Genomic DNA, 23,022 nt, shown 5'->3' with positions numbered 1-23,022 from the left:
GCGCCGCATGGCTTTCGTGGAGCCCGACGTGAACGACACCAACTGGCAGGCCTCGTTGCAGAACTCCCTGGGCGTCTACCTGCCGAGCGTGCTCGGGGGCATCGCCATCCTGCTGGTTGGCTGGATCATCGCGCTGGTAGCGGCCACGGCCACGCGACGTGCCCTTGCCGCGATGGGCACCAACCAGCGCGTCGGCGCGCATACGCAGAGCCATGTCGACTTCGAGCGCATCGCCGGCCGCGTCGTCTTCTGGCTGATCATGCTGCTGGCGCTGATCGGCATGTTCAGCGTGCTGCGCATCAACGGCGTATCCGGCCCGCTCAACACGCTGGCGACGACGGTGATGCTGTACGTGCCGCGGCTTCTGGTCGCGGCTGCGCTCGCTGTCGTGGCGTGGCTGGTGGCGACCGTCGTGCGCACGCTGGTCAACCGCACGCTGTCCACCACGCGTGTCGACGAAAAGCTCGCGCGCAACGCGGACATGAAGCCGCTGTCGCAGTCGATGGGCAACGTCGCCTACTGGCTGGTGCTGCTGCTGTTCCTGCCCGCGATCGTCGGCGCGCTGCAGATCGAAGGGCTGATGACGCCGCTCACCGGCATGACGTCGACCCTGCTCGGCATGCTGCCCAACCTGTTCGCCGCGGCGATCATCGGCGGCGTCGGCTGGCTGATCGCGAAGGCCGTGCGCGGCCTGGTCAGCAACCTGCTCGCCAGCACCGGCATCGACCGCTGGAGCCAGGAGCATCCCGATACGCGCGGACTCAAGCTGTCCGACCTCGGCGGCACACTCGCGTTCGTCATGGTCATCGTGCCGGCGTTGATCGCCGCGCTCGACGCGCTGAAGATCACCGCGATCTCCGCGCCGCTCACGCGCATGCTGAGCATCTTCTTCGACGCGATCCCGAACCTGCTCGCGGCGGCGGCGATCCTGATCCTCGCGTGGTTCCTCGGCCGCTTCGTCGCCAGCCTGGTCGAGCGTCTGCTCTCCGACCTCGGCTTCGACCGCCTGCCCGCGCGACTCGGCCTCGGCCATGCGTTCAGTGATCCGGACGCGACGTCGACCGCGACCACTGACGCCACATCCGACGTGCTGATGGCGACGTCGACCATGGAACGCGCCGCGGAAGCCGAAGACGCGTTGCCGACGCCGACCGATGCGATGGCGCGCACGCCGGAGTCGACGCCGACCTCGACGATCGCCGCAACGCGCGCGTCGTCGTCGACCGGCACTTTGTCGGCGTTCGGCAGCAAGCTGGCGCTGTTCTTCATCATGCTGTTCGCGACGGTCGAGGCCGCCTCGCTGCTCGGCTTCGCCGGCATCAACGCACTGCTGCAGCAATTCATCGACTTCGGCGCGGACGTGCTGCTGGGCCTGGTCATCCTCGCCGTCGGCTGGTGGCTGGCCGACGTCGCCGCGCGCGCGATCGAGCGCGCGAACCCGGAAGGCCGCGGACTCGCCCGCATCGTGCGCTTCGCGATCCTTGGGCTGGTCATCGCCATGGGCCTGCGCGCGATGGGCGTGGCCGACGACATCGTCAACCTCGCCTTCGGGCTGGTGCTGGGCGCAGTGGCCATCGCGTTCGCGCTGGCGTTCGGCCTGGGCGGCCGCGACGCCGCAGGCCGCATCACCCGCCGCTGGGCCGACGACTACCTCGAACGCCGCCCGCCGGACGAACCGCATTGAGGGCGCCGGCGGATGACGTCACCTCGTCGACGTCATCCGCCGGCCGGGGCCCGGTGCTGCAGTGCAGCACAAGGACCGCTAAAATCCGCCACCCGCGCCCGCCGACCGGCGGGCGCATCGCTATCTGGAGCACAACCGCCATGGGCCTGGACCTCGTCCCCACCGGCAAGAACCCGCCGCACGAGATCAACGTCATCATCGAAATTCCGAAGGACGCGGAGCCCGTCAAGTACGAGGTGGACAAGGAAACCGGCGCGATCTTCGTCGACCGCATCCTCTCCACGCCGATGCGCTACCCGTGCAACTACGGCTACGTGCCGCACACGGTTTGCGGCGACGGCGACCCGGCCGACGTGCTCGTCATCCTCCCGCTGCCGCTGATCCCGGGCTCGGTGATCCGCTGCCGCCCGGTCGGCGTGCTAAAGATGACGGACGAAGCCGGCTCGGACGAGAAGATCCTCGCGGTGCCGGTCGACAAGGTGTTCAACGGCTACTCGCACATCAACGACATCGACCAGGTCTCGCCGCACTGGTGCGACCGCATCGGCCACTTCTTCGAGCACTACAAGGATCTCGAGAAGGGCAAGTGGGTGAAGATCTCCGGCTGGGGCGGCGCGGAAGACGCGAAGCAGATCCTCGCCGAGGCGATGAAGAGCTACGACGATTCGAGCGATAAGCCGAAGTATTGATCGGTCGTTCTTTGACGAAAACGGCGCCTTTGGGCGCCGTTTTCGTTTCGGGAGTCATGCGGCGTCGGGTCGCACCGCGACCTGCGCGATCGTCGAGAGCATCGCCCCGTGCCAGGCGAGTTCGTTATCGAGCGCGAGCGACTGGCTGATCGGCGTGACCGCGTCGACGTAGCGACGCAACGCGTCGCGAAACCGCTCGCGGCCGACCGGCTCATCGCCGAATTCGAACCAAAGGCCCTGCCACTCGCGCGCGAACCGCGCGGTGAGTTCATGCACGGCGCGCCACGCCGGATGCGGCACCGCGTGCGAGAACAGCAGGCCAAACAGCGAGGTCATCTCCCACGGGCTCATCACCGTCGGCAGGTTTCGCGCCTCGCAGGCGAACTCGACGTCCGCATCGCCTTCACCAGGCGCGATTAGCGTCGGCGACCAGTCCGCGCGTCGCTCGTCATGGCGACGGCCGCGCGCGACGAAGTCCCAGAACGCACCGCCGCCGACCGTGTCGACAACGAGATGGACGCGCGACTCGACGGCATCGTTGAGCACGCGATGCTGCCGCCACGTATCGAAGATCCAGCACTCGCCGGCGGCCATGTTGATCGCGGCGCCACCGCATTCGAAACGCACGGTCGGCTGAGTGACGATGGGAACGTGCACGCGGACGCGCTCGGCCCAGTAATAGAACTGGTCGGCATGGCGGGTGACTTCTGCATGGCCGGAAAGGCGCATCAGCCGGCTACGGCCGACGGTCGCACCGAGGCTGGCGAACACGCGACGCAGGTACGGCGAACGCTGCAGCGCGGGCGTCGGACGCATCACGCCGGTAAACGACTCGTCGTGCGGATTACCGTCGACGGCGACGAGCGGCAGCATGGAGTTGCCGGCGAATCCCTGCGGATGCGGCATCCACGCATCTTCGCCGAGTGCATCGACTTCGCGTGCGAGCGCCTCAGCGTCGAAACGCAGCGGCAACTGGATAAACGGAGCGTGGAGTTTCATCGGTGTCGGAACGGGAGATCGCCGTCATCCTACTCCGCGAGGCTGCGACCGGCCGCGGCCGCGGCCCGTTTCGCCAGCTCGCCTCGGGTCGCGAGTTGCGCCTCGACTTCCGCCTCGCGGCGGCGCCATTTCGACGCGTCGGGCTTCGTCGTCGTGTAGCGGGATAGCGGCAGGTCGCCGGTGAGCGGGCGGTCCCATTCGAAGCCGGCCCAGTCGCATACGCGTCGAAGCTCTGCATCGGGGTCATCGAGCAGTGCGGCGTAGTCGACTCCGAGCACGCGGTCCGGTTCGAGGGCGGCCAAGTCGTCCAAGAGCACGCGCGTTGTTGCTTCCCACTGGTGCCCAACAATGTCGGCAAGCGGTCGGCCGGACAGCTCGCGCCATCCGGGCACGAGCAACAGCGACCACGGCGGGCCGTCCCAGCCCGGCAGCGATGGATACGTGCGGAATCGCCCCGACTCCCAGCTCTCGAGCATGCTGGCGATCACCTGTCGCGGGTCGCGATGCAGGTAGACAAACCGCGCCTCGGGAAACACCGCCCGCAGGAACGGAATGCGCAGGGCATTCTTCGGCGTCTTCTCCAGCATGCGCACCGGCGACATGCCGTCGACGCGGTGGCCGTCGCGATCGCGCAGCTGGTCCATGAAGCGTGTTCGCAGCGCTGCGGAAACGGCCGGAATCGCATCGCCGGCTCGCAGGATGTTCGATTCAAAGTCATGCGCCGCAGGTGTCAGCGACTCGATGCCTTCGATCAGCGAATGGCTTTCATCGCCGATGGTGACAACACCGCGGGCCCGCGCCAGCGTTTCGAATAGCAGCGTCGAACCTGCGCGCGGCGGGCTGACGATGAAGACCGGGCGGTCGAATTGCGGATCGCGCGTCTCAAGTGCGGCCAGCCGATCGCGGCTGCTCGCGTCCGCCGAACCGTCTAACCAAGCGAACACCTGGCGCTCGAGCACCGCCGCGAAACCGAGCCCGTTGCGAAGGCTGGCCGCGTCCGCGCCAGCGCGTTGCAGTCCCACGCGCGCGTCGTCGATCAGTGCGCGATTCCGTGCCCGCGCGGCGGTGTCGACTGTCGCCGCCCAATCACCGCGCCACGCACGCACGAACCGCGAGAGCACCGGTTGAATCCGATCGACGCCGGGACGGACTACATCGGCAAGCAATGCACCGATCGTCGATTCGATTTCCCAGGGGTCAGGCATCCGTTCCTCGCGCCCGAGTCGTAACGACGGAAACTCGCCGCCGTTTCGCGACGCGTACGGCTCCGGCATACCGCAGGCATCGGCGACCAGCGCGAACCCTCGATCGTTGCCGAGATTCGCGAGTCGGTGTGGACGCCACGTGTCGATCGCACCCAGCTGACCGGGCTGCAACGCGACGCGGCCGCCGTCGATGTCCAGTGTCCAGCCGGGCGTGAGCGGTACCAGCACCTGCATTCGATCACGCGCGACGCGCCGTGCATCGGTTTGCAGCGGTGTGTGCGCGCCGGCCTCGAAGCGAAGCACGTGTGCGTCCGCCCAGGCCACGTCGAACGCCGCGAGCCACTGCGTGAACGCGTCATCCTGTGCCACGGCCACGTTCGCGGCCTCGGGGCCGACGAGCGCGATCGCCGCGCGCTCACCGACGCCGTCAACCGCACGCCACGCTGACTCGTCGATGCCGCGCGCCGCGTCCAGCAGCGTGGACGCGGGTGCGGCAAACGGCAACGCCATCCACGGCCGCGGAAGCCTCATGCGGGCTCTCCGTTACCTCCCATGACGCCTCGCGATTCGTGCATCACGCCTTGTGATAGACCTCAGCGCCCGTCGCGCGGAACTCCGCCGACTTCTCCGCCATGCCCTTCTCGATATCGGCGACCGACTCCGGGTGCTCCTTCGCGTAGTCGCGCACGTCCTGCGTGATCTTCATCGAGCAGAAGTGCGGGCCGCACATCGAGCAGAAGTGCGCGACCTTGTGCGCGTCCTTCGGCAGGGTTTCGTCGTGGTATTCGCGGGCGCGTTCAGGGTCGAGGCCGAGGTTGAACTGGTCTTCCCAGCGGAACTCGAAGCGCGCCTTGCTCATCGCGTTGTCGCGGGCCTGCGCGCCGGGGTGGCCCTTGGCGAGGTCGGCGGCATGCGCGGCGATCTTGTACGCCATCAGGCCTTCGCGGACGTCGTTCTTGTTCGGCAGGCCGAGGTGTTCCTTCGGCGTGACGTAGCAGAGCATCGCGGTGCCGAACCAGCCGATCATCGCCGCACCAATGGCGCTGGTGATGTGGTCGTAGCCCGGCGCGATGTCGGTGGTCAGCGGGCCGAGCGTGTAGAACGGCGCCTCGCCGCATTCGGCGAGCTGCTTGTCCATGTTCTCCTTGATCAGCTGCATCGGCACGTGGCCGGGGCCTTCGATCATGGTCTGGACGTCGTGCTTCCACGCTATCTTGGTGAGCTCACCGAGCGTTTCGAGTTCACCGAACTGCGCGGCGTCGTTTGCATCCGCGATCGAGCCGGGACGCAGCCCATCGCCCAGCGAGAAGGCGACGTCGTACGCCTTCATGATTTCGCAGATGTCCTCGAAGTGCGTGTAGAGGAAGTTTTCCTTGTGATGCGCGAGGCACCACTTCGCCATGATCGAACCGCCGCGCGAGACGATGCCGGTCACGCGGCTCGCGGTCAGCGGCACGTAACGCAGCAGCACGCCGGCGTGGATGGTGAAGTAGTCGACGCCCTGCTCCGCCTGCTCGATCAGCGTGTCGCGGAAGATCTCCCAGTTGAGTTCTTCGGCGCGTCCATCGACCTTCTCCAGCGCCTGGTAGATCGGCACCGTGCCGATCGGCACCGGCGAATTGCGGATGATCCACTCGCGCGTTTCATGGATGTGCTTGCCGGTCGACAGGTCCATCACCGTGTCGGCGCCCCAGCGCATCGACCACACCAGCTTCTCGACTTCTTCCGCGATGCCGGAAGACACGGCCGAGTTGCCGATGTTCGCGTTGACCTTGGTCAGGAAGTTGCGACCGATGATCATCGGCTCGCTTTCCGGATGGTTGATGTTGTTCGGAATGATCGCGCGGCCGCGCGCCACTTCGTCGCGCACGAACTCCGGCGTGATCAGCTTCTGGATGTTCGCGCCGAACGCTTCGCCCGGATGCTGGCGCAGCAGGTGCGCTTCCCGGATCGCCTCGATGCGCTGGTTTTCGCGGATCGCGATGAACTCCATCTCCGGCGTCACGATGCCCTTTCGCGCGTAGTGCATCTGGGTGACGTTCGCGCCGCCGATCGCACGACGCGGAAGCGCGCGATTTCCGAAGCGGATATGCGCGAGCTTGGGATCGTGCTCACGCGCGCGGCCGTACTCGGACGACAGGCCAGGAAGTACTTCGGTATCGCCGCGCTCGGCGATCCACTGCGCGCGCAGTGCCGACAGGCCGGTCGACAGATCGATCGTCGCCGTCGCGTCGGTGTACGGGCCGGAGCAGTCGTACACGGCGAGCGGTGCGTTCTCTTCGCCACCGAACAAGGTCGGCGTGCGCGCCAGCGCGATTTCGCGCATCGGTACGCGGATGTCCGGGCGCGAGCCTTCGACGTGGATCTTGCGCGAGCCCGGAATCGGGCGGACGACGTCGGCCGAAAGCTTTTCGGCCTGCTGGAGGAGTTCGGTGGCGACTGCGTTCATCGGGTCATCCGCTGCATGGGAGGTCGAACGTCGAAGGTCGACGTTCACTGCGAGCGGGCGGCGCGCGGGCGCAATGCGCCCCGCGAAGCTTCCCTACGGCGGTCTCAACCGCATCAGGTTCGAAGGGACTCTCTCAACCGGCCCGGCCGGTACCCCCGCTTCGAGGCGCATTTCAACACGCGCGCCGCCCCCAGGCCACCGGCCGGGCCAAGCGGCCATAGCGACAAAGCCTTTGACAAGCCCGGCGCGGCGGGCGTTTACTCGGGTCGTGACCGCCCTTCGCGCCCCTGCCGCCGCATCTTCCGTCGCGACCTCCGCGACGTGCGGCGCCATGCGCAACGGCCTCGGTACCAGCACCCGCACCACCACGACTCCGTGGCGGATGCGGTTGCGCGTGATTCCGGACTGACCGTCCGCCACCCGCCCCGCATCCGATCCGGATGCGGCGGTCATGCATCCCAACGGACACGGGGCTCCTGCCAAGGAGTGCCCTGCCATGTCCGCCGTACTGACCGAACGCCGACGACCCGCCCCGTTACCGCAGCACGCGCCGCGTGGCGCGTGCGCGCGGACCGCCACCACCACGATCGCGCTCGGCCTGGTCGGCCCCGGCAAAGTCGGCCGCGCGTTGCTGACGCAATGGGCTGACGTCGCACCGCGCCTGCGCGCGCAGGGCATCGACCTCGTGCTGCGCGGCGTTATGGATCGTCGCCATCTGTGGCTCGGCGCTGCACGCGCTGACCTCGACGCCGTGATGCGCGAGTTCGATGCGGCGCCGGCCCCCGACGTCCACCGTTTCGCGCCGCATCTGGTCGACGAAGGCCGCGTGCAGGCGGTGATCATCGACTGCTCGGGCAGCGACGACGTGGTCGACCATTACGCGCGCTGGCTCGGTCAGGGCGTGCACGTGGTGACGCCGAGCAAGCGCGCCGGCAGCGGCCCGCTCGAACGCTGGCTCGCGATCCGCGACGCGACCCGCAACGGTGCGCGCTTCCGCCACGAAGCCAGCGTCGGCGCCGGCCTACCAGTAATCCAGACGCTGCGCAGCCAGCTCGACACGGGCGACGACCTGCTGGGCGTCGACGGCGTGCTGTCCGGCACGCTGGCCTGGCTTTTCCATCGCTTCGACGGCACGCGCCCGTTCTCGGAACTTGTCCGCGAGGCGCTGGATCTCGGCTACACCGAGCCCGATCCGCGCGATGATCTGTCGGGCCTCGACGTCGCCCGCAAGCTGGTCATCCTCGCGCGCGAGGCGGGCCATGCGATCGAACTCGACCATGTCGACGTCGAAAGCTTGGTGCCCGCCGACCTGCGCGACGTGCCGCGCGACGCATTCCTCGCGAAACTCGACACGCTCGATGCACCGATGCAGGCGCGATTCGACGCCGCCCGCGCGTCAGGCCGCACACTCCGCTACGTCGCCAGCTTCGACGGTCGCGACGCGCGGGTCGGCCTGGTGATGCCCGGTCCGGACGACGCGACGGCGCACGGCCGGCTCACCGACAACCTGATCCGCTTCCGCACCCGCCGCTACGCGGATAATCCGCTGGTGGTGCAAGGGCCCGGCGCGGGCCCCGAGGTCACGGCCGCCGGTGTGTTCGGCGACGTCCTCGCGATCGCCCAGTATCTCGGAGCCCGCCTGTGAACCAACCCGATGTCAGCCCGCGCGACGTGACCGACCTGCGCCGCGTCGCCCGCGCCTTCGCGCCCGCCAGCATCGGCAACATCGGCGTCGGCTTCGACCTGCTCGGCCACACCATCGAAGGGCCGGGCGATTCGGCGACCGTGCGCATCATCGACGAGCCGGTCGTGCGCATCGATGGCATCGACGGCGACGTGCCGGGCTTGTCGCGTATTCCGCTCATCGCCGAGCGCAACACCGCGGGCCGCGCGTTGATCGACCTGCGCGCGCATCTCGGCTTGAAGCATGGTTTTGCGTTGACGTTGCACAAGGGCATCGCGCTGGGCTCGGGGCTAGGTGGGTCGGCGGCATCGTGTGTTGCTGCGCTTGTCGCGGCGAATGCGTTGCTCGACGTGCCGCTGTCGCGCGAAGCGCTGTATCCGTTCGCACTCTCCGGCGAATCCGTCGCGAGCGGCAGCCTGCACGGCGACAACGTCGCGCCGATGCTGCTCGGCGGCGTGGTGCTGGCGACCGAAACACGTGCGATTCGTCTCGACGCACCCGAGCTGTTCTGCGCGGCGGTGCATCCGGCGTATGTGCTGGAAACCCGTGACGCACGCGCCGTGCTTGCCGCGCCGTATCCGTTGGGCGAGATCGTCCACCAGACGTCGCATCTCGCGCTGTTCCTCACCGGCCTGGCGCGCGGTGATCGTGCGCTGATCGCCGAAGGCTTGCGCGACGTGCTGGTGGAACCGCGTCGTGCCTCGCTGATACCCGGGTTCGCTCAGGTGAAGCAAGCGGCCATCGATGCCGGCGCGCTCGGCGCAAGCATCTCCGGCGCGGGCCCGACCGTGTTCGGTTGGTTCGACACGCGCACGCAGGCCGAAAGCGGCGGTGCCGCGATGGTCGACGCCTTCGGCAGCGCCGGCCTCAACAGCCGCGCCTACGTGTCGCCCGTCAACGGCCCACGCGCCGAAATCGTTGCATGAGGTACCTCAGCACGCGCGGCAACGCGCCGGCGGTGGATGTCGATAGTGCGCTCGCGGCAGGTCTGGCGCCGGACGGCGGGCTCTACATTCCCGAGACCATTCCTGCCGCGGCGTCGATTGATCCATCCCACGGACTTGCACGCACGGCGGCGTCACTGCTCGCGCCCTACTTCGAAGGCTCGTGCATCGCCGACGCCCTGCCATCGATCTGCGACGACGCCTTCGATTTCCCGGCGCCGCTGCGCGAACTCGATCGCAACACATTCGTCCTCGAGCTGTTCCACGGGCCGACCGCCGCATTCAAGGATTTCGGCGCGCGCTTCCTCGCGCGTGCACTCGGTGCATTGCGTCGACCGGACGATCGCGAGACGACCATTCTTGTCGCGACGTCGGGCGACACCGGCGCTGCAGTCGCGGCCGCCTTCCATCGTCGACCCGGCTTCCGCGTCGTCGTGCTGTATCCCGACGGCCGCGTATCACCGCGACAGGCGCATGGTCTGGGCTGCTGGGGCGACAACGTCCGCGCACTGCGCGTCGACGGCACGTTCGACGACTGCCAGCGGCTGGTGAAGCAGGCGCTCACCGACACGGCGTTGCGCGAGAAGGTCGCGCTCGGCTCCGCCAATAGCATCAGCCTCGGTCGCCTGCTGCCCCAAGCCGCCTACTACGCGCAGGCCTCGCTCGATTTCCAGCGCGACCACGGCGCACCGCTCAACTTCATCATCCCCACCGGCAACCTCGGCAACGCGACCGCCTGCTGGCTCGCGCGACGCATGGGCCTGCCGATCGGCGACATCGTGCTCGCCTGCAACGCCAATGACGTCCTGCCGCGCTACTTCGCCGGCGAGATTTACGCACCCGCCGACACCCGCGCAACACTCGCGAACGCGATGGACGTCGGGGCGCCGAGCAACTTCGAGCGCCTGCGCGCGTGGCATGCAGGCGACGACGCGTTGCGCGGTGCGATGCGCGCGCTGAGCGTGAGTGACGCAAGCATCCTGGATGCCATCGAACGAGCGGACCACGCGCAGAACTACGCGCCTTGCCCGCACACGGCGACGGCTCTCGATGCATTGCAAGCGCTTCGCGAAAATGGCGACGAGCGCCCGTGGGCCATCGTCGCCACAGCGCACGCCGCGAAGTTCGAAACAGTGGTGGAACCGCGCATCGGCCGCGCCGTGGAGTTGCCACCATCGCTCGCTGACTGCCTCGCGCGCCCGGCCCACGCGGAACCTATGCCGGTCGACTACAACGCCCTTCGCAATCTGTTGCTCGCCTGACCCGCGACGCCGCTACCATGGCGGCGTCCGCGGTCGCGACGGGGAGGTCGCTCGATGGCACAGGGAGTTCTCGGCTGGACGCGCTGGCGCGGGCGGTTGCGGCGTCGCGATTTCCTCGCGCGGCTCGTCATCGCGACGCTCGTGTTCGTGGTGCTGTTCGTTTTCCTCGATCGCATGGTCGGTTACGACAGCACGCTCGTGCTGTATCCGCCGTACTTCGTCGTGCTCGCGTCACTGATGACGCGCCGCCTGCATGACCAGGCGCGATCGGCGTGGTGGCTGCTCGTGCCGATCATTCCCGTGCTCGGTCCGCTGATCCTCGCGTGGCGACTCCTGCTCACGCGCGGCACGCATGGCACGAACCAGTACGGCGACGATCCGCGACTGCGCGGCTACGACTACCTGCAGGTGGCGATCCATGAACCGGCCTGACGTCCCGGCGACGAGCACCGGCGTGATCGTAAACGACGTCACGCGGCTCAATCCCGTACGCGTCTGGGCCGTCGCAACGCCGACGTCGACCCAGGAGGTCGTCGAAGCGATCCGTCGTTCGGATGGGCCGATCTCGGTGGGTGGCGGCCACTTCAGCATGGGCGGGCAGACCGCGAGCCCGGACAGCCTGCACCTCGACATGCGTCGCATGAATAGCGTGCTGCGCTTCGATCCGGTCGCGCGCACGATCCGCGTGCAGACGGGCATCCGCTGGTGCGACATCCAGCGCTTCGTGGATCCGCATGATCTCTCCGTGCGGATCATGCAGACGTACGCCAACTTCACGGTGGGCGGGTCGCTGAGCGTCAATGTGCACGGTCGCTACATCGGACTCGGACCGCTGGTCCTGTCGGTGTGCTCGATCCGCATCGTGCTCGCGAACGGCGATGTCGTCGATGCGAGCCCGCATGACAATGCGGAAATCTTCTACGGCGCGATCGGCGGCTACGGCGGGCTGGGGGTGATCGTCGAGGCGGAGCTGTCGCTGGACCAGAACGTGCGGGTCGAACGCGTGCACGCCTGCATGCCGACCTCCAACTACGCGCGCTGGTTCCGCGAGAACGTGCGCAACGATCCCGCATCCGTCTTTCACAACGCCGACCTGTATCCGCCGCATTACCGCCGCGCACGTGCCTTGACCTGGCGACGCACCGAACGCGCGGCCACCGTGCAGCATCGCCTGCAGCCGATGCGCCGCTACTTTCCGCTGCACCGCTACTTCATGTGGGCATTCACCGAGACGCCGGGCGGCAAGTTCCGCCGCGAGCGCCTGCTCGAGCCGCTGCTGTACCTGTCGAAGCCCGTGCACTGGCGCAACTACGAAGCCGGCTATGACGTCGCCGAGCTCGAGCCCGCGTCACGCCGCAAATCGACCTACGTGCTGCAGGAATACTTCGTGCCGGTCGAACGGTTCGACGAATTCGTGCCGCGCATGGCCGAGATCCTCGCGCGGCATCGCGTCAACGCGGTGAACGTGTCGGTGCGTCATGCGTTCACCGATCCGGGTTCATTGATGGCGTGGGCGCGCGGCGAGACGTTCGCGTTCGTGCTGTACCACAAGCAGCGTACGCGCGAGAACGCGAAGGCGCGCGTCGCGGTGTGGACGCGCGAGCTGATTGACGCCGCGCTCGCCTGCGGCGGCACCTACTACCTGCCCTACCAGCCGCACGCCACGCCCGAGCAATTCCATCGCGCCTATCGGCGCGCGAAGGAGCTGTTCACGCTCAAGCGTCGGCTCGACCCCGACTTCCGCTGGCGCAACGTCCTCTGGGACACCTACTACGCGCCGCACGCTAACGAGAACCCGATGGACACCACCGCTGCCACGCCCGCGGGCGACTTCCACGCCGTCTACGGCACCACGACCGGCAGCGACGCCTTCTATCGCTTCCTGCAGAACATCTACCGCCTGTATCCGGAAGACCGCTTCCACACTTTGATTCGTGACGCGGTGCGCGAGAGCGGCGACGACGAAGCGATCTACCGCACGCTCCAGGCGAAGCTGCCGTCGATCAAGCCGTTCCTGTCGGAGCTGACGTACGCGGTGCCGTCGCTGTCGAAGCAGAAGAAGGAGATGTCGCGGCAGATGCTGCAACTGCTCGGCAGCCGCCGACGTTTCGACGGGCACATGGAAATCGGCAGCGTCGGGCGTTACGCCAGCGACCTGCGCAAGCATGTCGAGCTGTGCGGCGATCTCGTCGTCCTGCACGAAGCAGCGCCAACGTATTCGCCGGTCGACATCGTCGAACGCGGCGGCCTGCGCAAGCTCGGTCGCTACGTGCCGCTCGACGATTACGCGCCGATCCCGCAAGAAGCTGTCGTTGACGAAAGCCTCGACCTCGTCACCTGCCTGATTGGGCTGCACCACATTCCGCTCGACCGGCTCGATGCGTTCATCGCGTCGCTGGGTCGCGTGCTGCGCAAGGACGGCGTGTTCATCCTGCGCGACCACGACGTCGCCGATGCACCGATGAATGCGCTGGTGAGCCTGGCGCACGCGGTGTTCAACGCGGGGCTCGGCGTGCCGTGGGAGACTAACGCGAAGGAACTGCGCCATTTCCGCACCGTCGCCGAATGGATCGAGATCCTCGGTAGACACGGCTTCGAGCCGATGGGCGAAGGCCTGCTTCAGGACCACGACCCGACGCTCAACACGCTGCTGGCGTTCCGACGCACGTGAAGCGCGCGCTCACTGCCCTCGCAATCGCCGCGTTGCTGACGCTGCTGCCGGTCGCGGCGGCGGTGCCCGCGTCGGCGCCCGATCCCCTCGCCATTCCGGCGGCCGAGCAGCGCACCGGTGACCAGACCTTCCTGACGTTTCCTGAGTGGTTCCTCGTCTTCAGCCCGGACGAATATGCGGACATGCTGGAGGCGCGTCAGTCGCCGAGCCGCTTCCCGTTCTTCGCACACATCGGGCAGTTCTGGCAGGCCTACGGTCGCGTCATCGACTCCGTGCGCGGCCGCTGGGCGTTCAACGGCGAGTACCACACGATGATCGTCGTCATCGGTGCCAGCACGACGGTCGAATACGGGCTCAAGGGCGCGTACGAAACGCTGATCGGTCGACTTGGTGAACTCGGGGCACCACCGCTGTCGACGCCCGAAGACCGGCTGGCCGCGAAGGAAGCGCGCGACTACGTCGAGTTCATCCGCGTGCGACCGTGGTACGAGTTCGATTTCGTCACGCCGCTGAAGACGCTGTGGCGCGACACGCCGGCGACCGGCGCGCACTTTGTCCGCAAGTGGGGACGCCGCTACCTGCTCACCAGCGAGTGGCTGATCAAGGCCGGCTATGCGGCGTTGATCGAGAAGGCGACGCATACGGCGTTCGAAGCGGCGAAACCGACGACCAGCGCGGTCGTCGCGTCGCTGCCATCTGACATCGAAGCGAAACTCCCGGAGATGCACGTCCTCGCACGCGATGGCGACGTCGCGCGCGTCACGTTGCCGCGCTATCAGGCATTCACGCCGTACGCGACCGCGATCGCCCGCGACGGCGGCACGTTCCGCGACATCGCCGGCAACCGCGGTGACCTGCTCGTCAGCGTGGTGATGCCCGCCACCGCCGACGCGCCCCCCGGTACGCGCCTGCTGTTCCGGCAACCCGTCCTCACCCGCCCCGGTTACGAACGCCGCGCACTGGTGACGTCGGTCGCTGGCCTTGCACCGCTGCTCGTCGCACGCGATGCAGCCGGCGACGAAGTCGAACACGTATTCGACTACTGACATGAAAATCCTGCGCGTCATGCGCCGCACCGCATTCGTCGTCATTACGACCCTTGTCGCCTACGTGCTGATCAGCGTGGCGTGGGTCGGCCAGCACGAGCACGGGAACGCGCGTGATACAGCGCCGCGCAGCGGTCAGTTCGTCGACGCCGGCGGCGTGCCGGTGTTCGTGCAGGTCAGTGGCCCGGCGGATGGCGCGCCCGTGATGCTGGTGCACGGCACCGGTGCGTGGAGCGGCACGTGGTTCTCGCTGGTGCCCGCGCTGACGAAAGCCGGCTACCGCGTGATCGCGGTCGACCTACCGCCGTTCGGCTATTCGTCGAAGGCTATCGATACGGATTTCTCGCGACCCGCGCAGGCGTCACGACTGCTCGCGGTGCTCGACGCGTTGCAGGCGCGCAAGGCGCGCGTGGTCGGTCATTCGTTCGGTGGCGGGCCTGCGCTGGAACTTGCGCTGACGGCGCCGCAGCGGGTCGAACGGCTCGTGCTCGTCGACGCTGCGATCGCGCTGGATGCCGCACCGAACGACCCGCACACCCTCGCCTGCCGCCTGCTTGCGCATCGCGGGCGCGTGGCCGTCGTCGCGGCCACCGCGACCAACCCGTTGTGGGCGCGCACGCTGCTGCGCAGCTTCGTCGCGCGCAAGGACGCGGTGACCGACGCGCGCCTTGCCGCGTACCGCGAACCGCTGCAACTGCGGGGCAGCACGAATGCGCTCGGCGTGTGGGCGCACGACTTCGCCTGCGCGCCACGCACGGGCGCTAGCACGCGACCGGACGACGTTGCGCGTCTCGCCGTGCCGCTACATTTGATCTGGGGCGATGCCGACACGATCACGCCGCTTGCGCAGGCGCAGCGACTCGACGCGCTCGTTCCCAGCGCGCAGCTCGATGTGCTGCATGGCGTCGGCCACATCCCGCACATCGAGGATCCGGCGTCCTTCGAGCCGCTGCTGCTGCAGGTGCTCGCAAGGACGCCGCCGCCATCACGCTGACTGCGGCAGCGCGTCGTCGTCCAGCGCGGGTGCACGCGCCGTCGCATCCGCCGGCACCTTCACCCGGAACCATGCGGCGTACAGCGCAGGCAGGAACAGCAGCGTCAGGAACGTGGCGACCAGCAGGCCGCCCATGATCGCTACCGCCATTGGCCCGAAGAACGCGCTGCGTGACAGCGGGATCATCGCGAGGATCGCGGCGAGCGCGGTCAGCACGATGGGCCGGAAACGTCGCACCGTCGCTTCGACGATCGCTTCCCACGCATCGCGGCCGTCGTGGCGATCCTGCTCGATCTGGTCCACCAGGATCACCGAGTTGCGCATGATCATGCCGGCCAGCGCGATGGTGCCGAGCATGGCCACGAAGCCGAACGGCACGCGGAATACCAGCAGGAACAACGTCACGCCGATCAGGCCCAGCGGTGCGGTGAGGAACACCATCAGGCTGCGCGAGAACGAACGCAGCTGCAGCATCAGCAGGGTGAACACGACGAAGACGAACAGCGGCACGCCGGCGTTGATCGAGTTCTGCCCGCGCGCGGAGTCTTCCACCGTACCGCCGATGTCGATCGAGTAACCCGCGGGCAATTGCGCACGCAGCGATTCGACCGTCGGCATCAGCTGTTCGACGACAGTCGGCGGCGTGAGCGCGTCACGGATGTCGGCGCGCACGGTCATCGTCGGCTGGCGATCACGATGCCAGATGATGCCGTCCTCGAAACCGTAGTCGAGCGTGGCGACCTGCGTGATCGGCACGCTGTGGCCGGTCGATGTCGGAATCATCAGCGATCGCAATGCGTCGAGGTCGCTGCGATCACGCGCCGAGCCACGCACATCGATACCGATCAGCTCGGTGCCTTCGCGATACGTGCCCACATTCGTGCCCGACAACGCAGCCGACAGCGACTGCGCGAGCTGGGACGAGCTGATGCCCAGCGCACGGGCGCGTTCCTGGTCGAGCTTGAGGCGCACCACCTTGCTCGGCTCGTCCCAGTCGAGGTTGACGTTGGTGACGTGCGGATTCGCCAGCACCTTCTCGCGGAGTTGCCCGGCGATGCGGCGCACGTCCTCGATGTGTTCGCCCGATACGCGCAGCTGGATCGGGTAGCCGACTGGCGGACCGTTCTCCAAGCGCGTCACACGAAGCTGCAGGTCCGGAAAGCGTGGGAACACGTCGCTGATCAGCCATTCGCGCACGGCTTCCCGCGCGGCGATGTCCTTCGGCGTCAGCACGAATTGCGCGAAGTTGGCGGCGGGCAGCTGCTGGTCTAGCGGCAGGTAGAAGCGCGGGGAGCCGGTGCCGACATAGTCGACGTAACTCGCGAGATCCTTGCGCGTGGCGAGGACCTTCTCGAGCTTCTCGACCTGCGTCGCGGTCTGCCGGAGCGAACTGCCTTCCGCCAGTTCGACGTCGACCATCAGCTCCGGTCGCACCGAGTCCGGGAAGAACTGCTGCGGCACGAAACGGAACATCACGATCGACAGCACGAACGCGCCGGCGGTGATCGCCAGCACGGTCTTGCGTCGGCGCACGCACCACAGCACCCAGCCGCGGAAGCGCGTGTAGAACTTAGTCGCGTATGGATCGTGCGCGCGTCCGTCGTCGGGCGTCGGCAGCGGCGCGATGATGTCGGCGAACGCAGGATGACGATCCGCTACACGCAGTCGATACGCCTGCCAGCGTGCAGCGATCGAACCCGGCTTCGGTGCACCCGCATGGCCGTGATCCGGCAGCAGGCGATCGCCGAGGTACGGAATGAACATCACGGCCGCGACCCACGACACCAGCAGCGCGATCGTCACCACCTGGAACAGCGAGCGCGTGTATTCCCCGGTGCTCGACTGCGCGGTCGCGATCGGCAGGAAACCCGCCGCCGTGATCAACGTGCCGGTGAGCATCGGGAACGCGGTGGATTCCCAGGCGAACGCCGCGGCCTTCAGGCGGCTGTATCCCTGCTCCATTTTGATGGCCATCATCTCGACGGCGATGATCGCGTCGTCGACAAGCAAGCCGAGCGCGAGCACGAGCGCACCGAGCGAAATCTTATGCAGGCCCACGTCGAAATAGCTCATCACCGCGAAGGTCATCGCGAGCACGAGCGGAATCGACAGCGCGACGACGAGACCGGTGCGCACGCCGAGCGAGAAGAAGCTCACCAGCAGCACGATGCCGACCGCTTCGGCGAGCACGCGGATGAATTCGCCGACCGACTCTTCAACGGCCGCCGGCTGATCCGACACCTTGCGCAGCTCCATGCCGACCGGAAGCATCTGCTGCAACTTGTCGCGCTGCGCTTCCAGCGTCTTGCCGAGCGCGAGGATGTCGCCGCCGTCCTTCATCGACACGCCGATACCGATCGCGTCCTGACCCATGAAGCGCATGCGCGGCGCCGGCGGATCGGCGAAGCCGCGTCGCACCGTCGCGATGTCGCCGAGATGGAAGGTGCGGTCGCCGACGCGGATCGGGAACGCGGCGATGTCGTCGACGCGATCGAAGCGGCCGTCGACGCGCAGCGCGATGCGTGACGAACCGGTTTCGAAGAAGCCTGCGGGCGCGACGGCATTCTGCGCGTTCAATGCATCGAACACGGCCTGTGCAGGGATGCCCAGCGTCGCGAGCCGCGTGTTGTCGAGCTCGATCCAGACTTTCTCGTCCTGCACGCCGAACAGCTCGATCTTGCCGACGTCGGGTTCTTTCTGCAGTTGCAGCTGCACGCGCTCGGCGTAGTGCTTGAGCACCGCGTAATCGAAACCCTTGCCGGTCAGCGCGTAGATGCTGCCGAACGTGTCGCCGAACTCGTCGTTGAAGTACGGGCCCTGCACGTCGCGCGGCAACGTCGGCTTGATGTCACCGACCTTCTTGCGCACCTGGTACCAGAGCGGCGCGATCTGGTCCGAATGCAGCGAATCCTTCGCGGCGAAGATCACCTGCGATTCGCCCGGGCGCGAGTACGAGCGGATGAACTCGTACTGCCCCGTTTCCATCAACTTCTTTTCGATGCGGTCCGTGACCTGCGACGCGACTTCGTCGGCCGTCGCACCCGGCCACATCGTGCGCACGACCATCACCTTGAAGGTGAAGCGTGGGTCCTCACTGCGGCCGAGCTTGAGATACGCGAGCGTGCCGGCGATCGCGAGCACGATCATCGCGTACACGACCAGGCTGCGATGGCGCAGCGCCCATTCGGAAAGATTGAAGCGCATGTCGGTGTCCTTACCGGCGAACGGGGCGGTTGTCGCGATCGACCGGCGTCACCGCTTCGCCGTCGCGAAGCAGATGCCCGCCTGCCGCGACGATCCAGTCGGACGACATCACGCCGCGCAGCACCGGCACGCGGTCGCTGCCGAACGCACCGGCCTGCACGGGGCGCAGGTGCACGGTGGAGGTGCGCGGGTCGACCACGAACACGGCGTCGCCACCGGATGCACTGCGTTGGAGCGCGGCGAGCGGCACGCTGACCGTCGAATCGCCGTCGCCCTGCAGGTAGACGCGGGCGCTGGCACCGAGTTCGGCGGAGGCGCCGTCGTCGAGCGTGGCGCGCACCGCGAACGTGCGCGAAGCGGGGTCGGCCGCGGGTGCGATCTCGCGCACGCGGCCCGAAATCCGCGTACCGGGCGCGGACCAGAGCTCGACCTGCACCGTATCGCCCGGTCGAACCTTGCGCACCGCGCCCTCGGGCACGGCGAACGACACCTCGCGACGGCCATCCGCCGCCAGCGTGAAGACCGGTTGTCCGGCGCCAAGTACCTGCCCGGCCTCGGCCTGGCGGGTCGCGATCGCGCCATCGCGTGGCGCGCGCAGCTGGGTGTAGCCCGCCTGGTTGCGCGCGACCTGCAGGTTTTCGCGCGCGGCGTTGACCTCGCCTTGCGCGGCGGCCGCGGCGGCGTTCTGGGCGTCGATGCTGGAGCGGCTGACCAGCTGGTCGTGGCCGAGCTTGGCGTAGCGAGACTGGTCCGAGCGGGCGCGGTCGAGCTGCGCCTGCGCCGCGGCCAGCTGGGCCTGCGCGGCGCGTGCCTGGGCCTGCAGGTCGCCGGCGTCGAGCACGGCCAACACGTCGCCGCGATGGACGCGGTCGCCGATGTCGACCCGGCGCTCGATCAGGTTGCCGCCGACCCGGAACGACAAGACGGTCTCCTCCGCGGCGCGGATCTCGCCGGCGAACGAGGCGGACGCGACGTCGGCCCTGTCCGGATGGACAACGAGCACGGGACGCGGACGTTCGACGGCCGCCGGGGCGTCGCCGCAGCCGGACAACGCGAGAGTCGAGGTGGCGACGGCGAGGCCGGTAACGAGGGGGAGCAGACGCATGTCAGCCTCAGCGGCAATTAATGAACCGGTCGGTACTGTAAAATTACCGAACGCCCCGGTCCAGTATTTCGAGTAGGATTCCGACCAATGGCCCCGATCCGCCCCTACCGTGCCGACGACACCGCCACCCGCGCGGCCGGTCCCGGCCGTCCGAAGGACCTCGCCAAGCGCGAGGCCATCCTCGAGGCGTCGAAGAAGCTGTTCGTGCAGCTGGGTTTCGACGCGGTGTCGATGGACCAGATCGCCGCCGAAGCTGGCGTCAGCAAGCTCACCGTGTACAGCCACTTCGGCGACAAGGAGACGCTGTTCGCCGCCGCCGTCGAATCGCATTGCGCTAACGGCATGCCCGCCTCGCTGTTCGAGGACCGCCCGGAAACGCCTGCGCGCGAGCGCCTGCTGGAGATCGCGACGGCCTTTTACGCGATGATTTCGTCGCCCGAAGCCATCGCCGGGCATCGCATCCTGTGCAGCCCGCAGCTCGCGAACTCCGACCTGCCGCAGATGTTCTGGGAGTCCGGCCCGCGTCGCGTGCAGGAAGGGTTCGCAGCACTGCTCGATGCACGCGTCGCGACCGGTGAACTCGACATTCCCGACACTGCGCTCGCCTCGTCGCAGTTCTTCACGCTGCTCAAGGGCGAGCCGCATGCACGCATGGTGTTCGGCTGCGGATGCGGCGGCGACGTCAACCTGACCCCGGCCGCGCACGTTGCCGCAAGCGTGGAAATGTTCCTTCGCGCGTACGGCCGTCGGTGAGCTTGGATCGTGACCGCAGTCCCGGTGACTTCCGGCACTCGGGTATTCAGGCGGCCGCACGCGATCCTGAACACCCCGGAGCCACGGGTCCCTCCCGGTAGAATTGCCGTCCTTTTCTCCTCCGATCCACGCCGATGACGCCCGACTACGCCTACGCTCGCGAAATGATGGTGGAACAGCAGGTCCGTCCCTGGGACGTGCTGGACCCGCGCGTCGTCGCCGTGCTGGCCGCGGTGCCGCGTGAGCTGTTCGTGCCGACCGTGTATCTCGGCGCCGCGTATGCCGACGTCGCGCTTCCGCTCGCGCATGGCGAATACATGCTCAAGCCGGTGGTCGCCGGTCGCGCGCTCGAAGCGCTGCGCCCGAAGGACACCGACGACGTGCTGGAGATCGGCACGGGCAGCGGTTACGTCAGCGCCTGCCTCGCACAACTCGCGCGCGAAGTGACCAGCATCGATCGCCATGCCGACCTCGTCGACGCCGCGCGTGCGCGCGTCGAGCAGATGGGCGCCGCGAACGTGCGCTTCGAAGTCGCCGATGCGCTGTCGTGGAATACCGATCGCCAGTTCGACGCGATCTGCGTCAACGCGGCGGTCGACACGATTCCGCAGCAGTTCGTCGCGATGCTCAAGCCCGGCGGCCGCATGTTCATCGTCCGCGGTCGCGCGCCGGCGATGGAAGCGGTGTGCGTGCGCAACGAAAACAGCACGCCGCGCATCGAATCGCTGTTCGAAACCGATATCCCCTACCTCGCCGGCGCTGCGCCGGTGCCGGTGTTCCAGTTCTGATTCCGATGCCCGCACGGGGACCATGCGGGCACCGGCCCCCGGTTTGCCATGACGACGCCGCGCCGAACGCGCGGTTTTCCAGGAAGCTCCCGACATGATCCGCCGTCCGCTCGTCCTCGCCCTTGTGCTTGCCCTGGCCCCCGTGGCCGCTTCCGCGGAAGACCTGCTGCAGGTCTATTCGCTCGCACGCGACAACGACCCGCAACTCGCGGCCTCGCAGTCCAACCGGCTGGCGGTCCGCGAAGGCGAGGTGCAGGCACGTGCTGCGCTGCTGCCGCAGATCAACGGAACCGCGAGTTACAGCAAGTCGCGCAGCGACGGCTCGTCCACCCAAACACAGCTGGATACGAACACCGGCCAGTTGGTCACGTTCGCCAGCGACTCTTCGGGAACTACGACCAGCCACTCGCTCGGCGTAGACGTCTCACAAATGGTCTTCGACCGCTCGCGCTTCACGGTCCTCAAGAGCGAGCAGGCCTTGAGCCGCGCGAGCGACTTCAACCTGCAGGCCGCGGACGATTCGCTGATCACGCGCACCTCCGCCGCCTACTTCAACACGCTGGTTGCGATCGAGACGCTCACTGCGGCCGAGGCATCCGAAGCCGCGCTGAAGAAGCAGTTCGAGGCCGCATCCAAGCGCCTCGAAGTGGGCCTCGCGCCCATCACTGACGTGCACGAAGCGCGTGCCCAGTACGACAGCGCGCGCGCCAACACGATCGTCGCGCGCAACGCGGTGCTCGATTCCTATCAGGCTCTGGCCGAGATCACCGGCAAGCCGCCGGGTGCATTGAAGGCGCTGCCGGAAAACTTCCAGCCGACGCTGCCCGAACACGGCAACGCCGAGTCGTTCGTGAGCCGTGCGGTCGAAAACAATCCGTCGCTGCACGCGGCCGAAGAACAGCTCGCCTCGGCGAACGAGAATGTCGAAACGGCGCGCTCGGGTCATTGGCCGACCCTGTACCTCAACGGTTCGTATGGCGATCGCAACTCGACAACTGACGGCACGTTCCAGCGGCTCGGTGTCACGTCTCCCAGTGATACCCAAAACCAGAGCCGCGGCCCGAGTGTCGGCGTCACGCTCAATGTGCCGATCTTCTCCGGCGGCGCCACGTCCTCGCGCGTCCGGCAGGCGCTTGCCAATCGCGACGTCGTCGCCGACCAGGTCGAGCAGCAGCGTCGCGCGCTGATCCGCAACACGAATGCGGCGTACCAGGCGCTGGCCGCAGGTATCACCGAAGTCGAATCGCGCCGCGCCGCGCTTATTTCGGCACGCGCCGCGTTCGAGGCATCGCAGGTCGGTCTCGAAGTCGGTACGCGCACCGTGCTCGACGTGTTGAACAACCAGCAGAACGTGTTCGTCGCACAGCGTCTTTACTCGCAGGCCCGCTACACGTTCCTGCAGGCGCGTCTGCTGCTGGCGCAGTCGGTCGGCACGCTCGGCCTCGATGACCTGCAGGAAGTGAACCGCCTGCTGACGGTCACCGCGCCGACGCCGGTCGCGCTGACGCCGTAAGCGCAAGCCACATCCGCAATGCAGAAGGCCGT

At 67.6% G+C, this 23,022-nt stretch carries 17 protein-coding genes and 1 riboswitch; of the genes, 12 read left to right on the top strand and 5 right to left on the bottom strand.

The window, feature by feature from the left end; all coding sequences use genetic code 11:
* The first annotated feature begins 28 nt into the window (after positions 1-28).
* A complete protein-coding gene (locus tag ACVWZN_RS15815; protein ID WP_456954650.1) occupies positions 29-1,684 on the top strand; it encodes a mechanosensitive ion channel in 1,656 nt (551 codons plus the stop codon).
* A 140-nt stretch (positions 1,685-1,824) separates the two neighbouring features.
* A complete protein-coding gene (gene ppa / locus ACVWZN_RS15810) occupies positions 1,825-2,373 on the top strand; it encodes an inorganic diphosphatase (RefSeq protein ID WP_027083751.1) in 549 nt (182 codons plus the stop codon).
* A gap of 54 nt (positions 2,374-2,427) precedes the next feature.
* Here the strand turns inward: ppa and ACVWZN_RS15805 are convergent, their stop codons facing one another.
* From ACVWZN_RS15805 to thiC, 3 genes are read right to left on the bottom strand one after another with little or no spacing between them, the layout of a single operon-like run.
* Positions 2,428-3,372, bottom strand: coding sequence for an aspartyl/asparaginyl beta-hydroxylase domain-containing protein (locus ACVWZN_RS15805; RefSeq protein WP_456954649.1), 945 nt, complete (start codon positions 3,370-3,372; stop codon positions 2,428-2,430).
* A 29-nt stretch (positions 3,373-3,401) separates the two neighbouring features.
* A complete protein-coding gene (locus tag ACVWZN_RS15800; RefSeq protein ID WP_456954648.1) occupies positions 3,402-5,108 on the bottom strand; it encodes a sulfotransferase family protein in 1,707 nt (568 codons plus the stop codon).
* A gap of 43 nt (positions 5,109-5,151) precedes the next feature.
* The gene (thiC, locus tag ACVWZN_RS15795) at positions 5,152-7,026 is read right to left on the bottom strand and encodes a phosphomethylpyrimidine synthase ThiC (protein WP_456954647.1); all 1,875 of its coding nucleotides are present in this window, start codon (positions 7,024-7,026) and stop codon (positions 5,152-5,154) included.
* Between the two features lie 72 nt (positions 7,027-7,098).
* A riboswitch (TPP riboswitch) is annotated at positions 7,099-7,193 on the bottom strand.
* 329 nt (positions 7,194-7,522) lie between these two features.
* Here thiC and ACVWZN_RS15790 point away from each other — a divergent pair.
* The 7 genes from ACVWZN_RS15790 to ACVWZN_RS15760 are packed head-to-tail and all read left to right on the top strand — an operon-like array spanning position 7,523 to position 15,627.
* The gene (locus ACVWZN_RS15790; protein ID WP_456954646.1) at positions 7,523-8,671 is read left to right on the top strand and encodes a homoserine dehydrogenase; all 1,149 of its coding nucleotides are present in this window, start codon (positions 7,523-7,525) and stop codon (positions 8,669-8,671) included.
* On the top strand, positions 8,668-9,636 hold the full coding sequence (locus tag ACVWZN_RS15785; protein ID WP_456954645.1) for a homoserine kinase: 969 nt from the start codon (positions 8,668-8,670) through the stop codon (positions 9,634-9,636). The genes ACVWZN_RS15790 and ACVWZN_RS15785 overlap by 4 nt, the downstream gene beginning before the upstream one ends.
* The gene (gene thrC, locus ACVWZN_RS15780) at positions 9,633-10,916 is read left to right on the top strand and encodes a threonine synthase (RefSeq protein WP_456954644.1); all 1,284 of its coding nucleotides are present in this window, start codon (positions 9,633-9,635) and stop codon (positions 10,914-10,916) included. The genes ACVWZN_RS15785 and thrC overlap by 4 nt, the downstream gene beginning before the upstream one ends.
* A gap of 54 nt (positions 10,917-10,970) precedes the next feature.
* A complete protein-coding gene (locus tag ACVWZN_RS15775) occupies positions 10,971-11,348 on the top strand; it encodes a DUF805 domain-containing protein (protein ID WP_456954643.1) in 378 nt (125 codons plus the stop codon).
* Positions 11,335-13,587, top strand: coding sequence for an FAD-binding protein (locus ACVWZN_RS15770; protein WP_456954642.1), 2,253 nt, complete (start codon positions 11,335-11,337; stop codon positions 13,585-13,587). Before ACVWZN_RS15775 ends, ACVWZN_RS15770 begins: the two co-directional genes overlap by 14 nt.
* Positions 13,584-14,633 carry a hypothetical protein gene (locus ACVWZN_RS15765; protein ID WP_456954641.1) on the top strand — a complete coding sequence of 350 codons (1,050 nt, stop codon included), beginning with the start codon at positions 13,584-13,586 and terminating at the stop codon, positions 14,631-14,633. The genes ACVWZN_RS15770 and ACVWZN_RS15765 overlap by 4 nt, the downstream gene beginning before the upstream one ends.
* Position 14,634: 1 nt before the next feature.
* Entirely contained in the window at positions 14,635-15,627 is a 993-nt protein-coding gene (locus tag ACVWZN_RS15760; protein WP_456954640.1) for an alpha/beta fold hydrolase, read from the top strand.
* On the opposite strand, the gene ACVWZN_RS15755 is transcribed toward ACVWZN_RS15760, so the two are convergent.
* Both ACVWZN_RS15755 and ACVWZN_RS15750 read right to left on the bottom strand, forming a co-directional pair.
* A complete protein-coding gene (locus tag ACVWZN_RS15755; RefSeq protein ID WP_456954639.1) occupies positions 15,619-18,831 on the bottom strand; it encodes an efflux RND transporter permease subunit in 3,213 nt (1,070 codons plus the stop codon). The genes ACVWZN_RS15760 and ACVWZN_RS15755 overlap by 9 nt on opposite strands.
* 10 nt (positions 18,832-18,841) lie before the next feature.
* Positions 18,842-19,936 carry an efflux RND transporter periplasmic adaptor subunit gene (locus ACVWZN_RS15750; protein WP_456954638.1) on the bottom strand — a complete coding sequence of 365 codons (1,095 nt, stop codon included), beginning with the start codon at positions 19,934-19,936 and terminating at the stop codon, positions 18,842-18,844.
* A gap of 87 nt (positions 19,937-20,023) precedes the next feature.
* Here ACVWZN_RS15750 and ACVWZN_RS15745 point away from each other — a divergent pair, with 87 nt between their 5' ends.
* From ACVWZN_RS15745 to ACVWZN_RS15735, 3 genes are all read left to right on the top strand, one after another.
* On the top strand, positions 20,024-20,689 hold the full coding sequence (locus ACVWZN_RS15745) for a TetR/AcrR family transcriptional regulator (protein WP_456954637.1): 666 nt from the start codon (positions 20,024-20,026) through the stop codon (positions 20,687-20,689).
* A 134-nt stretch (positions 20,690-20,823) separates the two neighbouring features.
* The gene (locus ACVWZN_RS15740; RefSeq protein WP_456954636.1) at positions 20,824-21,477 is read left to right on the top strand and encodes a protein-L-isoaspartate O-methyltransferase family protein; all 654 of its coding nucleotides are present in this window, start codon (positions 20,824-20,826) and stop codon (positions 21,475-21,477) included.
* 94 nt (positions 21,478-21,571) lie between these two features.
* Positions 21,572-22,990, top strand: coding sequence for a TolC family outer membrane protein (locus ACVWZN_RS15735; protein WP_456954635.1), 1,419 nt, complete (start codon positions 21,572-21,574; stop codon positions 22,988-22,990).
* Positions 22,991-23,022 lie beyond the last annotated feature (32 nt).

The organism is Lysobacter sp. HA35 (assembly GCF_054061195.1).
Note: the sequence above shows the minus strand (reverse complement) of the source record. Positions and strands in the feature narration are given on the sequence as shown.

Excerpts from the sequence above, each read along its gene's own strand:
- ACVWZN_RS15760 (WP_456954640.1), top strand. The coding sequence starts at position 14,635 with ATGAAAATCCTGCGCGTCATGCGCCGCACCGCATTCGTCGTCATTACG.
- ACVWZN_RS15750 (WP_456954638.1), bottom strand. The coding sequence starts at position 19,936 with ATGCGTCTGCTCCCCCTCGTTACCGGCCTCGCCGTCGCCACCTCGACT.
- ACVWZN_RS15800 (WP_456954648.1), bottom strand. The coding sequence starts at position 5,108 with ATGAGGCTTCCGCGGCCGTGGATGGCGTTGCCGTTTGCCGCACCCGCG.
- ACVWZN_RS15735 (WP_456954635.1), top strand. The coding sequence starts at position 21,572 with ATGATCCGCCGTCCGCTCGTCCTCGCCCTTGTGCTTGCCCTGGCCCCC.
- ACVWZN_RS15775 (WP_456954643.1), top strand. The coding sequence starts at position 10,971 with ATGGCACAGGGAGTTCTCGGCTGGACGCGCTGGCGCGGGCGGTTGCGG.
- ACVWZN_RS15770 (WP_456954642.1), top strand. The coding sequence starts at position 11,335 with ATGAACCGGCCTGACGTCCCGGCGACGAGCACCGGCGTGATCGTAAAC.
- thrC (WP_456954644.1), top strand. The coding sequence starts at position 9,633 with ATGAGGTACCTCAGCACGCGCGGCAACGCGCCGGCGGTGGATGTCGAT.
- ACVWZN_RS15790 (WP_456954646.1), top strand. The coding sequence starts at position 7,523 with ATGTCCGCCGTACTGACCGAACGCCGACGACCCGCCCCGTTACCGCAG.
- ACVWZN_RS15740 (WP_456954636.1), top strand. The coding sequence starts at position 20,824 with ATGACGCCCGACTACGCCTACGCTCGCGAAATGATGGTGGAACAGCAG.
- thiC (WP_456954647.1), bottom strand. The coding sequence starts at position 7,026 with ATGAACGCAGTCGCCACCGAACTCCTCCAGCAGGCCGAAAAGCTTTCG.
- ACVWZN_RS15755 (WP_456954639.1), bottom strand. The coding sequence starts at position 18,831 with ATGCGCTTCAATCTTTCCGAATGGGCGCTGCGCCATCGCAGCCTGGTC.
- ACVWZN_RS15805 (WP_456954649.1), bottom strand. The coding sequence starts at position 3,372 with ATGAAACTCCACGCTCCGTTTATCCAGTTGCCGCTGCGTTTCGACGCT.
- ACVWZN_RS15745 (WP_456954637.1), top strand. The coding sequence starts at position 20,024 with ATGGCCCCGATCCGCCCCTACCGTGCCGACGACACCGCCACCCGCGCG.
- ppa (WP_027083751.1), top strand. The coding sequence starts at position 1,825 with ATGGGCCTGGACCTCGTCCCCACCGGCAAGAACCCGCCGCACGAGATC.